Raw genomic sequence first — 14137 nt, forward strand, 5'->3', positions numbered from 1 at the left:
AAGTGTCACATCCCAACTTTGGGCACAAAAAAAGGGTCGTTACTTTGCGGCGGCCTGAACCGCGACGGTCCGGTTCTTCTCCACGGCCACCTTGTTGTGGTCCTGGATCGCCTGCTCGACGCCGGTCGCAACGAGAAGCTGCTCGGGCCGGATGATCTTGGCGTCGTAGATCACGCGCGACTTGATGGCGTCCGTGAAGGACTTCTCCGGCTTGTACGCCTCCATCTGCGCGAACGGGATGACGAGCGAGGTCGCAGCAGTCGAGCCCATGAACATGTCGATGTTCTTGAACTCGTCGTGACGGCGACCCTTGACCAGCTTGCCGGCCTCGGCTCGGGCCGTGCCGAGAGTGTTCGAGACGCGGATCGGGATGCCCAGGATGGTGCCGATGACACCGGACGGCATGACCGAGCTGCCGAAGTGCGACGCATCGATGAACTTCGGGTCGCGCAGAAGCAGCGACCGCAGGCGCGGGGAGATGAACAGGTAGCGGGAGTCCGGAGCGTTCTTGAGGTCCAGGTTCTCCAGCATCGCAACCACGTAGTCGTAGACGCCGATGACCTCAGTGTCCAGGGCGTTCGGGGTCACGGTGTCGATCTTGCCGTGCAGTGCGGGCAGGGTGTTGAGGTCGGCCGGCATCGTCTCGGCGCCGTTCAGGTCCTTGCCCGAGACGGCCGCGGTGAGGGTCTGGGCCAGCATCCGGTCGATGGAGACGGCGGCCTGACGGCCGCGCTGACGGACCAGCTCCGACATGAGGTCGATGCCGCTCTTGGTCTGGAGCTGATGCAGGGCGTCAATCTCGATGTGGAAGCTGGAGCCCTTGGCGACCGTCATCGGAATGTACTCAAGGGCTGCATGGTCCTTGTCACCGATCTCGCCGTACGCCTTGACCAGGCCCCTGTCCTCCACCGTGTCGATGAAGTGGGGAATGCGAATACGGTCGCCCTCGCGCCGGAACTCACCCTCAAAATTTCGATTGGTGATCTCTGCAGAACCGAGGATCAGATTGTCCTCAAGGTCCTGGAGGAGCTGAGCGGTCCACAGCTCCGGGACAAAGACACCATGACCCTTGAGTGTCGGGTCCTGTCCAGTAGGGCCGCCAGTCAGAAGACCCGAAGCGGCCTGAGTGGTGAAGTCGTTACCAGCCATATAGTTTCCTTAGTGAGGAAGCATGGCCCGTGTGTCACACTCCAACTTTGAGCGCAAAAAAAGGGACCATGCTTAGATTTCGCCTCGCATGAGGGCGTCACACTTGCCCGCCTTGCGGGCCTCGTTGATCTCCCTCGGAGACATGCGGGAAAGGTCTTCACGAGTGAGCTGGCCGGCGGCCGGGCTCCCCTGACGACCGAGGCCGAGGTTCTGCGCGTAAGGCGGCGCGGAGTTCGGCTTGGGAAGGGACGACACGAACGCCTCGATGCGAGCTGAATCAGGGTTGCCGTCCTCACCGAGGAAGGAGTTCAGATTCAGGAACTCGGCACCGGGAAGAGCCACACCGGCCGCAGAGGAAGTGGCACGAAGCTCAGCGCTGATGAGCTTGGTTCCCACCTCGGAGAGAGCTGCGTTTCGCGCCTCCACCTTGGCGGCCTCGATAGCCTTCTCGGTGTCGGACATCTGAGACTGGCGGTAACCCTCAAGCTCCGTGGACGCCTGCTTGAAGCGGTCCTCGTTCTTCCGGGAGAGGGCCTTCCACTTGTCAACCTCCGCCTGGAGCGCGGTCACATCGGAGGCGTCATTGGCACCGGCCGGCTGGGCGTTGTCCGCAGTGTTCTGGTCGTCGCTCATGTGATCATCCATTTCGGATCGGGAAACGGCCCCCATTTCGGGAGTCGTCAGGAAAACGTTTCTGCTACTTCTTCTCGAACCGCTGACGGTTCGCGTTGCCGGAGTTGCCCTGCGGGGGCTTCATGGCGTCCGACTTGGCCTTCACGGCAGGCATGGCTGACTTGTCGTCCGCGCTCTGCTGGGCGATGGCGAGTTCCTGCTTCTGGGCGGCAGTCTGGTACTTGTCGGCCCGTTCCATTTCGGTCTTGGCCTCTTCCTCAAGAAGCTGATCGAAGCGTGCGATCTGAGAGGGGGTGTAACCCGCGTCCTGCCAGAGCTGCTGCTTCGGAACATTGAGCTGCTGGAGCTTGAGCAACGCGTCAATGTGCTGAGCCTCGGTCCGGTTTTCCGGATCGCGCCAGATAACCTCCGCAGCCTCGTACTCCTCGCGTAGATCGCCACCATTCTCGACGGCGATAGCGAGTCTCATGACTCGCTCCCAAGATTCTCCGAAATGAAGCATCCGTTCCCTGGTCTTCGAGACCAGGCCGGCTTCCGCAGAGGTGATCGCGTCACCGCTCGGAGGCTGCCCACCCTTGAGCATGTAATGGAACGGGACTCTCGCGATACTGGCCATGTGCATGGTCAGCATGTCCACGAGATCCACATAGTTGCTCAAATTCGCGGCTTCGAATTGGCCGAACGAGGCTGCGGGGTCTTCGGCCTGGAGGAGTTTGTCTACGGCGACCTTGAACGGTTCGATCGGGTTGCCGTTCTCGTCCTCCTGGATTTCCAGGCCGGTCACGTAGCGCTGTGGCCAGGCTGCGTACTCGGAGGCAACGAGAGAATCGGAGACTGTCTTGTTGATCGCGTCCTGGATGGGAATGACCGTCGCCAGGTCCGACATCGGTTCCCCGACAAGTCGGGTCCGGTTCTGGATGGGTACGACGGGCACCACACCGAGAGGGTTCGGCTTGGCCGGCCCGTCGATGGTGTAGCCGCCAATCTTCCAGTTACCGACGTAGACGGCCTTAGCGAGCCACAGGGTGCAGAACTGCCGGCCCCAGTCATCGACGTAGAACTTCGCCGCGGCTTCGATCTCGTGACGTGAGCCGGGCTTGTACTGCACGACGACGTGTTCGGCGGACTCGACGGAGATCACGGCCTTGCCGTCCTCGTCGCCCCAGACGACCGCGTACGCGGCTCCCTGGATCATCGCGTCCAGATGGGCGGAGTTGGACTCGGAGTCCATCCGGTTCCGCTGCCAGATCTCGCGTGCGAGGTCGTCTTCCGCTGGCTCCCTGGACAGTCGGAAACCGTCGATGAACATGCGCTCGTTGACGCTGTCGATGATCAGACCGCAAAAATTGTCATTCCAGCGGTCAAAGACGTGAGCGAACTCAGTCCGGTACTTGGACTGCGAGAAGAGCATCTTCTGATGCTTGCCGTCATAATATTCACCGAACCGCTTATAGCGACCGGCGCGGGAGGCGAGCTTCGAGGAGAGGTAATCCATCCACATCTGCGGAGTGGACGGGGGCGACATGACGCCTTCCTGGCCTATCGCCTTATCCAGAGCAGCAACCATCTAAGCCCCTTTCGAGCGGGGCTCAGAAACCGACTACTCGCCTCCTCTTAATCTGGAGGCGTCCATCCGCAATCGCGTCCGCGCGTGCTTCAAGTGCAAGTACGGCGGCCACCGCAAGGTCAATCTTTCGTTTGGATCGTGGAGAGTCCTTCGTGATGAGGTCGCCCTGCGGGACTTCCTTCACAACGGCATTCAGAACGTGCCGCGTGAGTTCGGAGTCACCAACATGCGAGAGGTCACCGACGAGGACCGCAGTACGGAATCTCTCGACGGCCTGAACCATCCTCGTCGGTTTGTTGGTCCAGAATTCAAAGACGTAATCATCGCCCCATTCAACCGCCCAGCGGCCGATGTTCTCCTGCCACCAGGGAGGGTCTGCGTACATCCATTCAACGCGGTAGTTATCGAAAGCCCGCTTAACGGCGGCCTCGACCGAGAGAACATCAACTTCCCAGTCGTCCTTGGCATGCTCAGGACGCAGCCACTTCCCGAGGACAAACAGTTTGGCGTCACGCAATCTCACGCCGACCAAAGCCGTTCCGTCTCCGCGGACACTTCCATCGAATCCAATTGCGATCTGCTCGCCGGCCTTGATGTCGTCCTCAGCCTCGCAGGCATCCCATTCAGCCTTCGACATCCAGCCGTCGCTCGACTCGGCAATTTGATTGAAAAAGAACCGGCAGTAAGTCGAATCGGGCGTGGTCCGGTCGTAGAGGATCGTCTTGGTAAGACCATCGATATCCGCCCAGTGGGCGTCACCGTAAGCCTCGATGAGCGAGGCCCGGACCTTCTCCTCGTTCCGGATTTCCTCGACAGCGATCGAGCCTTCGATGCAGTCGTAGAGCCAGAAGCCCTGCGACACCATGTCGGATTCGAAGATGATCTGGGCAACGCTGTCTTCGTTCGGATTAAACGCGTTGGTGGTTGTCACCCACCTGCTACCGGCCTTGGTCGTCTTCTCGACGTTGCGCTTGAGGACCTGGTAGAAGTCGGGGCCACCATTCGAGGACACCCAATGGTGGACCTCGTCCATGACAATGAATCAGTCATCGTCCGGGCCCCAGCAGAATTCAATCCACCGGGGCCCGGACAAAGGTTGGGCGATTTCCCTCGTTCGTACGGCCAGAGGTCGCCTTCGGGGAGATCGAGCCCGGCTTGCCGGACTTGAACTGGACCATGGACTTCGAGATCTCAAGGCCGTATTCCTTCTCGGCCGGAGACTCAGAGAGCATGCCGCGGATCATGTCGAGCGTCTGCTGTGTCTGGTCCAGCGCCGTCGCACCGAGCTGGACGACAGGCAGCGGTACCCGCTTGCCGACTGGCATCCCGTTCTCATCGAAATGGCTGAACCGGCACGGTCCGATGAATTCCACGATGGCCAGGGCTGCCAAGAGCGGTGTCTTACCCCAGCCCTTAGCCCGACGAAGGGTGCCCGCCGAATATTTCCACGATCCATCGGGATTCACTGAGTAAAACCAGAGGACAAACTTCAACTGCTCGGCAGTGAACCTCCAGGGCTCACCTGCTCGCTCGCCATCGGGCGTAACGATGTACGTCTGGGCCCATCGAATGATTTGATATCCGAGGGTTTCGTTCGGTGCCGGAACGCCCTTGGGAAGGTTTCCCGTCTGGGCCATCCGGCACCACCTCTAACCTTCTGAAAGAAGCTTGTACAGCTCCACGTCCATGTCTGCGGGGGATGTAGGTTCGGGGGCCTGTGCGGCCTCTCCTCGAACCTGCTTGTCGAAGGACATCCGGAGCCTGGCCCTGTCCTCGGTCGTCGCGCCCCACTTGCCGACGCGTTGCCGGATCTCCCCGGCGAGCTTCATGTCACCGAGGTAGAAGGCGTCCACGAGCTTCGTGACGATCTCCAGCTCGGCCCAGTCCGTGTCCATCCAGTCCTCGGTCTGCGGGGCCTGACTCCACGTCATCCAGAAGCGCTTTGCCCCCGAGGTCGTGATACCGAGGGCCTTCGGCAGCTCCCGGCCGACCCCGCTTCTGCCGGACAGCTTCCGCGCACCGAGGGCGTGATCCTTGTTCCTGCGGACGGAGCTGGGGTTGGGCGCCGGCCCCCGTCGAGCAGGCATCAGATCGCCCCCTTCACCACGTCCGGTGAGACGCCGTACAGGTCGCCCAGCTCGTCAAGCTCCGTCAGGACCTCGCTGTGCCACCGCCGTTTGGCCGCGGCCTTCGACGGCTGGCGTCGTCGTAGGAATTGCCCCTGGCCGTACTCGTCGGCCCAGGCGTCCCACGGGTCGGAGTCAGTCATCACATCACGGCTCCATGCATGAACTAACCGGGCCTTAGTGGCCTCGGTCCTCGTAGTAGGTCTTGATTGCGTGGCAGCGGCCACAGAGCGTCCAGAGGTTGTCCAGGTCCCAACTCCCGCCCCGGGAGACGGGGATGAGGTGGTCAACCTGGAGGTTCTGTCGCGTCCCGCACCTCTGGCAGGTGAAGCGGTCTCGGACGAGGACCTTGGCCCTGCGGGAGGACCAGTCGCCGGGCCGGGAGCGGTTACGGGCCGAGGGCCGGTCCCAGCTCTTCCGGGCTGGCGGAGCGTGCTCCCCGCAGCGGCCTGAACGAATGGTCACGGAGGTACACCCGCTCACAAGGCATATCTGCTTGGCTCTTGGCATCGGCCCTCCTCCGTGACTGAGTGAGTTGCCGGGACTTGAACCCGGTCTGGCCCCATGCGCAGGGGCAGTGCTCGCCAGCTACACCACAACTCCAACCGGCTGCGGCCGGCCTTCACCGGCCGCAGGGGATCAGCCTTGGCCAGTCGAATGGATGGCCCCGGAGGTTTCTGATCTGGCTCCGGGGCCACTGCCCTCCTGGATCTCTACTGGAAGAACTCAACAGGAGATCGGACAGGAAGGAATATTTTCCTTGACTTTATGAGAGTCAAGGAATTTTAGAGAGGTAACTACTAAGAACTTCTTCTTCTCACTAATTATGTCGGTGTCCACAGAATGAGTAGCGGACGGTCGGGAGTGGGAATGTGACACATGGCACTCGGTTTACACCCTCCAACGAGACAAGCATTCGAGTTGGGATGTGACATGCATCTCAAGTTGGAGTGTGATGCAACTCTTGGAGGGTTCGGATGTCCGCGTGAGTGCTAACGTCGATCACGACAGCGCGTTCGAACGACACGCAGGGAAGGAGGTCGGACCCGTGGAGAAGCGCCTGCCGGATCTCAACACCCTGATCCGCCTCTCACAGCAGGGCTTGACCGACGAGCAGATCGGAAGCCGCTACGGCACCACGGGGCAGGCCGTGAACAAGGCGCTGACCCTCGGGGGGTACTACCGACGACAGGTCTCCAAGACCGTCATCACCGAGTTGATCCCCTGGGACGTGCTGACCACCCAGGAGAAGGGGTCGCACCACAACACCTACCTGGCCAAGCAGCTCCGCGCCTATCTGAGGGCCGCGCTCGGGGACGAGACGGTGAAGGACACGCACCTCACCGCGGCGGCCCGCTTCGAGAAGAAGATCAGGCGAGAGGGTCTGGTCGTCACCTATGACCGTGATCGCGAGGGCGGATTCGCCCTGGAGCCCAGGAAGCCCGAGGATGGTGCGCTGATCGTCAGGTGGCCCAAGGACCGGCCGTTGCCCGAGGGTGCCCACCTGAGCGCCATCACTCTCGCGGACGAGTGAGGCGAGCCGTCGAGACTGGCCCCGGTAGACGAACAGGCCCCTGGTGTGAACCAGGGGCCTGCTGTGTGTCTCGGGCACCGCGCCGCTGAGGGGGCGGCCGGTTAGTTAGTTCGTGAACCGCTCCAGAGTCCGGCGTTCGGTGTCGCTGATGCGCCGGGGCCGGCCTGCCGTCGAGTCGTAGGCGACCATGAGCGTGCTCGCCTTGAGGTACGTGGCCTCAGCGTCGTGAATCTCGCAGTCGAGCGAGAAGGAAACGGCCTTGATGGCGGTGACCTGTGCGCTGATGGTGACGGGCTCTGGGCTGTAGACGAGCGGCTGGACAAACTTCATCGACTGCTCGGACACGACGAAGTTGTTCGCCAGCCGCTCCCGAGGGTCGGAGGGGACGAGGTCCGCGAACATGTTCATGCGGGCCTCTTCCAGGTACCGGGCGTACACCGCGTTGTTCACGTGGCCGTTCGCGTCCATGTCGGACCAGCGGACCTGGCACTGGAAGGTGAATGCGTTCATATTGCTGTCTCGCTTGGATCTGAGATGGTTCAGCGGGTGACGGGCGGGACCATGAAGCCGATCGGGCTCTCGGCTTCGTGGGGCCAGGTGAGGAGCACCAGGCGAAGGTTGTCGAAGCGCGCGGGGATGAACACCTGCGAGATGAGGTCGATCTCCTCGGGGAACCGGGGTATGCGGAGACGGAAGTGATGACCGTCCCGGTTGGCAACCACGGTGGTGTCCTCCGCCCAGTAGGCCCGGATCAGGGGATCTTCAAGCGCACGCTCAAGGATCTGAGGGAGCACGCTGTCCGTGCGGTTTCGCGCGAGTTCCAGACGGATCATGCTCAGGTAGACACGCGCGTGGCTCTCCCAGCTCACGAGCTGGTGACGAGACTCGGGGTTGATGAGCCCCCAGTGCATCAGGTTCGCGCCCTCTTCCCGGACCCACGAGAACCACTCACCCATGGGCCGGTTGTACGCCACGATGTTCCAGTCCGCATCGGACACGTACGCCGGCCGGGGGTCCTGCTGGTCCAGGACGAGCTGGATGGCCCTGTGCTCAGGCGAGTCGTGGATCGCCGTGACGCCAGCGGGCGGGTTGCAGCCAACGGTGTAGAGGAAGAGCGTCAGACGCTGGTCGGGCTCCAGGAGCAGCGCATCGGCCAGGCGTTCCATGGCCTCGCGGTCGGGTCGGGGCATGTACCCCTTCTCCATGTCCCTGTACCACCGGTCACTCATGCCGCAGCGCTGCGCGACAACGGCCTGTGGCATCGGTTTGCTGAGACCCGTCTTCTGGCCTGCCGCAGCACGCCACGCACGCAGGAACCTGGGCAGTCCTGAATTCTCATCACTGAATTCATGATCAGCTTGAGGGTTCCCTGGCGATCCAGCCCGCATTTATTCAGTCTCCCTTCAAAAGTGCTTTAGCTCTGCATTACGCCGGGAGCCTACCGGAGGGTAGCGATCGACCTTTTCAAGATCGAACCGCTGAGGTGTCCTTCATCTCGCTCTGTCGTCGTGAGGGCATTTAGAGGAAGATGCCTGAACGTGCATGGAGGTTGCCTTGGAGGTCGCGAATGTGGCGGAGGTAACTTCCGGAGAGAAAGTTCCGGAAACGTCGTTCCGGTTCTGGGTGGGTAAGAATTTTGCAACCGCACCACGGCCGGGCAACTGCTAACGCCTGACACGTGGGGTGTTGGCGTTGAGATGAACGTCGATCGGCCATGTCGGCCGGCCAGCAACGGGGGCGGGGCCCTCACGGGGAGAGTTATGCGACTGCGATTGCTGTGGGGACCGTCACAAGCGGGTTCACGCGGCCCTCTTCCTGGGAGTTGTGACTGTCAACACAGTTGGAATGTGACACTGCGCTGATCTGCGGCTGTAGGGTTGAACGCAAGGCGGCTGGTGCCGTCGGAACTGAAAGAGGGGCATGGTGTTCGAAACCTTCAAGAATGTGAAGGTCCATGTGCAGGCTGCTGAAATCGTCAGCTCTTTCGCTCGTTACGAGCAGTGGTGCGAACGGCCTGTGGAAACCCCTTCCTGTGGGATTGTCACTGCCGTTGCCGCAGGGTTTGGATCGATAACCACAGTGACGCTGGGGGATGACATGGGTGACGCGGAGCGTCACCAGATATCCCTTCTCGAAGGAAGGCTTGGGCGGACCGTGAAGGACTCCGTCATCGTGTACTGCAACCTGTGCGACTGGCCCCATCCCAGGATGAAAGGGTCCACGTCCTTCATACAGTTCGGAATATTCCAGGAGGTATCCGCGTGACGATCGAGGCCAACTACGAGCGATGGGCCGGCATGGCGCGCTCGGTGTCCCAGATCACCGAGTTCGAAGAGTGCCGGTACAAGAGCTGGCTCAAGAGGGTGGAGAGGGTCCAGCCGCGGCCTGCGGCCTGGAGCACCCACGGGACCGCGTTCCACACCGCCGCCGAGCGCTTCGAGCTGGGCGGCCGGGAGGTGGCGGCGGAGGATGCTGTGAGCATCTTTCGGGACGAGTACACGAAAGGCATCAGCCGGGACCTGGAGACGGTCAACGACGTGGACCTCTGGCTACGGGCCAACCGTGGCAGCGCGGCCCAAGATCTGGAGGAGCGGTACGAGGTCGGCTCGCGGCAGACGCGAGAGTACGTGGAGTACGTACAGGAACACGCGCCTGTGCTCTGGCGCCCCGACGGAGAGAAGCCTGCGATCGAGCTGTACTTCATGGCCGACTTCGAGGGCGTCAAACTCCGGGGCTACATCGACCAGGTGGTGAAGAACAAGGACGACTCCAACCGGGTCCGGGACCTCAAGACCGGCTCGACCAGGAGCAAGTTCCAGCTCTGGGTGTACGAGATGGCGCTCAACCGCCTCTACCCCGAGCAGGAGGCCACCAGCGGTGACTGGTACCTCGCCAAGACCGGCAAGGTGTCCAGGCCCGTCAAGCTGGCCGACGCGGACCAGGACGAGATCATCGAGCGCATCGTGCGGATGGATCAGGGCGTGAAATCCGGTGACTTCCCAGCCAGCCCCGGATTCGCCTGCCGGTTCTGCGACGTGGCATACGCCTGCCCTTTCGCTCGGCGCTGAAGTTGGAATGTGACATTCATGAAGGGTTGAAACTTGTTCAGTCTCAATCAGTCCATCCTCGTTCGAGGTGCGGCCGGCGAGCCTCTGAAGAACCCGTTCACGGGTCTGTCGAAGCTCGAAGTCGAGTTCCGTCGCGGGGACTTCTCCGTCGTCTGCGCCGGTGGCGGAACCGGCAAGTCTCTGACGGCTCTCTGGCTGGCGGTCTGGTCCAACGTGCCCACCCTGTACTTCTCGGCAGACTCCACGGCGGCTACGCAGCTCTCCAGGGCCACCGCCATGATCACGGGCGACGGTGCCCGCGACATCAAGCGGAAGCTCGTCGCCAACGACGGGTCGTTCGCGGAGTATGAGGCCGCTTTGTCGAAGCGCTGGTGGCTCCGGTTCAACTATGCGGCCCGGCCGACGCCGAAGGAGATCGAGCTTCATCTTGAGTGCTACCGGGAAGTGTTCGGGATCTATCCGCACCTGGTGATCGTGGACAACATCACCAACGTGGACGGGGGAGGGTCCTCGAACGCAGAGGAGTACACCTTCGGCCTCGAAGGGCTCTGTGACTACTTCAATGAGATGGCGAGGGAGACGCGATCTCACGTCATGGCCATGCATCACGTCGTCGGTGAATACAGCTCCGGCATCAAGCCCATCCCGCTCGATGGCGTGAAGGGGAAGATCGGGCGTGTGCCGTCCGTCGTCCTCACTATCCATGCGGAGGTGGACGGCATGAGCGGCAGGACCCTGCATATTTCCCCGGTGAAGAATCGAGAGGGCTTTACCGACCCGTCCGGCGAAACGTACGCCTCGTTCGAGGTGAACACGACGAACCTCCAGATCACCGACCTGTCGGACGAGTTCCAGCTCACACCGATCCAGTTTGGCCCACGAGTTGGAATGTGACACACTAGGTGAAGAAGGGAAGGGCGAATGAGTCCCCCTCGAAAAGGGTTCCGGAAGTGCGAGAAGTGCGAGAGGAACCGAGCGGAGAGGTTCTTCAAGTCCGCGCGAGGCAAGGTGTGCGCGTCTTGCAGGAAGCGGACACGTAGTGCGAGTTCTCACGAGGCAAGGGTCCAGGCGACATACGGACTTGGGCCGGGTGAGTACGCAACTCTCTTCCAGGAGCAGGGCGGAAGATGCGCCATCTGTCGCCAGACCCGACAGCAGCGGCTCAGTGTTGATCACTGCCACAAGTCGGGCCTGGTGCGCGGCCTCTTGTGTCGGCGCTGCAACAACCAGCTTCTGGCCAAAGGGGCAAGGGACAGCCCGGAAATCCTCCGCAGTGCGGCTGGCTACCTCGATAACCCCCCGGCAATACGAATCATCGGCAAGCGGTACCACAAGGAAGACGGAAGATGATCAGCTTCGACGGTGGCGTTCTCTATGTGACCTTCACCCGCAAGACCAACCTGACCAGGCTCGTGCGCCTGCTGGAAGCCGAAGCTCAGCTCGGTCTTCACGACCGAGCCGTGGCGATCTACAAGGGCCGCCGGGAGCCCCTGCGAAAGCAGATGTCGATTCCGGCCCTGGCCGCGATGGTCCGGGCCGAGGTGGAGACCATGAAGCAGCTCCGCCTTGAGTCGGCCCTCAAGGTTGGTATGTGACATGGAGAAGCCGGGCATCGTCCAGGTCTTCCGGCACTACTACCCCGAGGTGGACGTGAAGGGGCGCGGTGGCTGGGAGAAGATCCACTGCCCTGAGCACGCCGAGAACAACCCCAGTGCGTCAGTTAGTTCATTCAAGAACCGCTGGTCCTGCTTCGCCTGCGACATCAGCGAGGACAGCTATGACGTGATCATGAGGAAGGAAGGTATCGGGTTCCGTGCTGCTCAAGAGTTCGCAGCCAGCCGCTTCGATGGTGGAGATCGCCCAGGGGTACAGCCGCAGCTTCCCCGACAGCCCCGCCGCGGAGTACATCAAGCACCGAGGTTTGGACAGCATCGCGACCCGGATGGGTCTCGGGTATGTCGCTCACCCCGCTACGGGGCATGAAAAGCAGCTCGGCCGCCTCGCGGTCCCCTACCTGCGTCCGGCAGGAGGAGACCACGCAGTGACAACCATCCGCTTCCGGTGCATCAACGAGACCTGCACCAAGCACCCGGATGGCACCTGGCGTGAAGAGGAAGTGCACGCAGAGCACGGCAAGTACCAGAGCCTTCCCGGCTCCAAGCCCATGCTCTACAACACCCAGGCCCTCATCAGGTCATCGCCCTACATAGGGCTCGCAGAGGGGGAGTTCGACGCCGCCAGCGCCGAGCTGGCAGACATCCCATGCCCCGGCGTCCCCGGCGTCGCCTCCTGGCGTGACCACTTCGACCCCGCGTTCCTCGGGTACGAGGTCGTGTTCGGCTTCACCGATGGAGACGGCCCAGGCGAGCAGTTCATATCCAAACTCGCGGAACGGCTCCCGAACCTCGTCCCCATCTACTTCGACAAGAAGTACGACGTGAACCGATTCGTCAATGAATACGGGCCCCAGGCCCTTCGAGAAAAGTGCGGTCTGACGTGAACGACCCAGTGAACAGCCCTGCTCACTACACCCAGGGCAGCTACGAGGTCATCGACATCATCCAGGGCTCGATGTCCGAGGAAGCCTTCCGCGGCTACCTCCTCGGAAACATGGCCAAGTACCTGATGCGCTGCCAGTACAAGCATCAGGACGGCGGAATCCAGGACCTTCAGAAGCTCATCTGGTACGCCAACAAGTTCATGGAGGAGCAGGGCGCTCATGAATCGCTGTAGCGTCCAAGGTTGCCTTAACTGGCCGCGAGTTGCGGGTATGTGTCGATATCACAACTCCAAGGTGCCCCGATTGGGTCCGTGCCATGTTCATGGGTGCGCTGGAACGGCGAAGATCCGGAACCTCTGCAAGCTGCACTACGGGATGTTTCTGCGGAATCGATCGCCGGAGCAGCTACGTAAGCGACCTCCCGCTCGTCAGAGTGCAGTAGAGCGCGCGAAATGGTTGCTGGATAGGGCGGTCGCTCACGGTGACTGCATGGAGCATTGCCCAGTTCAAGGTACCAACAACTACGGCGGGGTTACTTTCGAGGGTAAGAGCTATGCGGCTCACAGGTTCGTCTACTCGCACCTGGTAGCAGAGATTCCTGCCGGGTTGGCCATCCATCACAAGTGCGCCAACCGGGCCTGCATAAACCCTGAGCATCTTCAGGCCGTTACTGCACGAGAGAACACAGCCGAGATGCTGGAGCGGAACTTCTACCTGGCCCAGATAAAGGAACAAAGCATGGAGATTGCTCGTCTGAAAGCGATGGTGATGGTGTGAAGCGAATAGTTGTCTTGCCTGACGTCCAGGCTCCTCTGGCCACCGAGCTTGACTGGGCTTACCTGTCCGACCTCGCCGGGAAGGTGGCGTACTCCATCGCGGAACGCTGGCACATCGTTGAGGCCGACGACGTGAAGCAGGCCATCCTTGAGCACGCCATCCGGGAGCGGAAGAACATCGCCCTGGCCGTCGAGGATGAAGCCCTCCTCAAGCGGATCTTCTGGACGGCCGGCAAGCGGTACGCCGCCAAGGAACGGTTGTACCGGGACCTGGTGGACGGCGAGTACTTCTACACCGCCGACGAGGCCAAGAACGCCCTCCAGACCATGATCTACACCCATGAGGAGTTCAGCGGCCTCCTGGGCAAGAAGGACGACCTCAACCACTGCACCGTGAGCGAGAACCTGTTCACGGCCCGGCTGGACGCCGAAGAGGGCATGAAGCACCTCAACGACCGCTATCAGCGACTCCTCCACACCCGGTACGTCCTCGGAGTCCCGCTCACCTCCGACGCAGACCAGAAGGCGTGCCAGCGCGCAGTCATCGCCCTCTCCTACGAGATGAACCGCTCCATCCGACGAAAGGTCCACACGTGATCGAGACCCGCCACCAGTACAGCCGGGAAGACGTGGGAATCGAGGTGGTCTACGACACCGGAGAGACCTCATCCCTCTACCTCGGAATCCGCACCAAGACGGAGTCCTTCGAGGTCAACATCGACCGCCAGGACTTCCCCGCCCTGCTCGAAATGCTCAACGACGCATACAAGACCAACTTCTGAGG

21 protein-coding genes, 1 tRNA gene and 1 pseudogene are annotated in these 14137 nt (G+C 61.7%); 12 read left to right on the plus strand and 11 right to left on the minus strand.

Annotated features, from left to right (window positions below):
• Positions 1-39 precede the first annotated feature (39 nt).
• The 9 genes from OG393_RS29190 to OG393_RS29230 all read right to left on the minus strand — a co-directional run bounded on the left by OG393_RS29190 (position 40) and on the right by OG393_RS29230 (position 6078).
• Positions 40-1149, minus strand: a complete 1110-nt coding sequence (locus OG393_RS29190) for a phage major capsid protein (protein ID WP_327377675.1) — start codon at positions 1147-1149, stop codon at positions 40-42.
• Positions 1150-1221: 72 nt separating this feature from the next.
• Positions 1222-1782, minus strand: coding sequence for a hypothetical protein (locus tag OG393_RS29195; protein ID WP_327377676.1), 561 nt, complete (start codon positions 1780-1782; stop codon positions 1222-1224).
• A gap of 64 nt (positions 1783-1846) precedes the next feature.
• The gene (locus OG393_RS29200; protein WP_327377677.1) at positions 1847-3349 is read right to left on the minus strand and encodes a phage portal protein; all 1503 of its coding nucleotides are present in this window, start codon (positions 3347-3349) and stop codon (positions 1847-1849) included.
• A 22-nt stretch (positions 3350-3371) separates the two neighbouring features.
• Positions 3372-4382, minus strand: a complete 1011-nt coding sequence (locus tag OG393_RS29205; RefSeq protein WP_327377678.1) for a hypothetical protein — start codon at positions 4380-4382, stop codon at positions 3372-3374.
• Between the two features lie 37 nt (positions 4383-4419).
• Positions 4420-4986 carry a hypothetical protein gene (locus tag OG393_RS29210; protein WP_327377679.1) on the minus strand — a complete coding sequence of 189 codons (567 nt, stop codon included), beginning with the start codon at positions 4984-4986 and terminating at the stop codon, positions 4420-4422.
• A gap of 12 nt (positions 4987-4998) precedes the next feature.
• Entirely contained in the window at positions 4999-5436 is a 438-nt protein-coding gene (locus OG393_RS29215) for a phage terminase small subunit (protein WP_327377680.1), read from the minus strand.
• Entirely contained in the window at positions 5436-5618 is a 183-nt protein-coding gene (locus OG393_RS29220) for a hypothetical protein (protein WP_327377681.1), read from the minus strand. The genes OG393_RS29215 and OG393_RS29220 overlap by 1 nt, the downstream gene beginning before the upstream one ends.
• Positions 5619-5652: 34 nt before the next feature.
• Positions 5653-5940 (minus strand): HNH endonuclease, encoded by a 288-nt coding sequence (locus tag OG393_RS29225; protein WP_327377682.1) that lies wholly within the window; start codon positions 5938-5940, stop codon positions 5653-5655.
• A 64-nt stretch (positions 5941-6004) separates the two neighbouring features.
• Positions 6005-6078 (minus strand) — tRNA-Ala (locus OG393_RS29230).
• A 445-nt stretch (positions 6079-6523) separates the two neighbouring features.
• Here OG393_RS29230 and OG393_RS29235 point away from each other — a divergent pair.
• The gene (locus OG393_RS29235) at positions 6524-7009 is read left to right on the plus strand and encodes a hypothetical protein (RefSeq protein WP_327377683.1); all 486 of its coding nucleotides are present in this window, start codon (positions 6524-6526) and stop codon (positions 7007-7009) included.
• Positions 7010-7114: 105 nt separating this feature from the next.
• Here OG393_RS29235 and OG393_RS29240 read toward each other — a convergent pair whose 3' ends face one another.
• Positions 7115-7519 carry an acyl-CoA thioesterase gene (locus OG393_RS29240; protein ID WP_327377684.1) on the minus strand — a complete coding sequence of 135 codons (405 nt, stop codon included), beginning with the start codon at positions 7517-7519 and terminating at the stop codon, positions 7115-7117.
• 29 nt (positions 7520-7548) lie between these two features.
• Complete coding sequence (locus OG393_RS29245) at positions 7549-8397, minus strand: helix-turn-helix transcriptional regulator (protein WP_327377685.1); 849 nt, start codon at positions 8395-8397, stop codon at positions 7549-7551.
• A 532-nt stretch (positions 8398-8929) separates the two neighbouring features.
• On the opposite strand from OG393_RS29245, the gene OG393_RS29250 reads away from it, so the two are divergent.
• The 11 genes and pseudogenes from OG393_RS29250 to OG393_RS29295 all read left to right on the plus strand — a co-directional run bounded on the left by OG393_RS29250 (position 8930) and on the right by OG393_RS29295 (position 14135).
• Complete coding sequence (locus OG393_RS29250) at positions 8930-9274, plus strand: hypothetical protein (RefSeq protein WP_327377686.1); 345 nt, start codon at positions 8930-8932, stop codon at positions 9272-9274.
• Complete coding sequence (locus tag OG393_RS29255; RefSeq protein WP_327377687.1) at positions 9271-10077, plus strand: RecB family exonuclease; 807 nt, start codon at positions 9271-9273, stop codon at positions 10075-10077. The genes OG393_RS29250 and OG393_RS29255 overlap by 4 nt, the downstream gene beginning before the upstream one ends.
• A 33-nt stretch (positions 10078-10110) precedes the next feature.
• Positions 10111-10971, plus strand: a complete 861-nt coding sequence (locus OG393_RS29260; RefSeq protein ID WP_327377688.1) for an AAA family ATPase — start codon at positions 10111-10113, stop codon at positions 10969-10971.
• 27 nt (positions 10972-10998) lie between these two features.
• Complete coding sequence (locus tag OG393_RS29265) at positions 10999-11427, plus strand: endonuclease VII domain-containing protein (RefSeq protein ID WP_327377689.1); 429 nt, start codon at positions 10999-11001, stop codon at positions 11425-11427.
• Positions 11424-11672 carry a hypothetical protein gene (locus OG393_RS29270; protein ID WP_327377690.1) on the plus strand — a complete coding sequence of 83 codons (249 nt, stop codon included), beginning with the start codon at positions 11424-11426 and terminating at the stop codon, positions 11670-11672. Before OG393_RS29265 ends, OG393_RS29270 begins: the two co-directional genes overlap by 4 nt.
• A gap of 1 nt (position 11673) precedes the next feature.
• Positions 11674-11862, plus strand: a pseudogene (locus OG393_RS35540) (CHC2 zinc finger domain-containing protein); the annotation flags it as partial.
• Between the two features lie 28 nt (positions 11863-11890).
• The gene (locus OG393_RS29275) at positions 11891-12577 is read left to right on the plus strand and encodes a toprim domain-containing protein (protein WP_327377691.1); all 687 of its coding nucleotides are present in this window, start codon (positions 11891-11893) and stop codon (positions 12575-12577) included.
• A complete protein-coding gene (locus tag OG393_RS29280; protein ID WP_327377692.1) occupies positions 12574-12810 on the plus strand; it encodes a DUF3310 domain-containing protein in 237 nt (78 codons plus the stop codon). Before OG393_RS29275 ends, OG393_RS29280 begins: the two co-directional genes overlap by 4 nt.
• 256 nt (positions 12811-13066) lie before the next feature.
• Positions 13067-13354, plus strand: coding sequence for an HNH endonuclease signature motif containing protein (locus tag OG393_RS29285; protein WP_327377693.1), 288 nt, complete (start codon positions 13067-13069; stop codon positions 13352-13354).
• A 14-nt stretch (positions 13355-13368) separates the two neighbouring features.
• On the plus strand, positions 13369-13950 hold the full coding sequence (locus tag OG393_RS29290; protein ID WP_327377694.1) for a hypothetical protein: 582 nt from the start codon (positions 13369-13371) through the stop codon (positions 13948-13950).
• Positions 13947-14135 carry a hypothetical protein gene (locus OG393_RS29295; RefSeq protein WP_327377695.1) on the plus strand — a complete coding sequence of 63 codons (189 nt, stop codon included), beginning with the start codon at positions 13947-13949 and terminating at the stop codon, positions 14133-14135. Before OG393_RS29290 ends, OG393_RS29295 begins: the two co-directional genes overlap by 4 nt.
• The last annotated feature ends 2 nt before the right edge of the window (positions 14136-14137 follow it).

It is taken from the genome of Streptomyces sp. NBC_01216 (assembly GCF_035994945.1).
Lineage (GTDB): Bacteria > Actinomycetota > Actinomycetes > Streptomycetales > Streptomycetaceae > Streptomyces.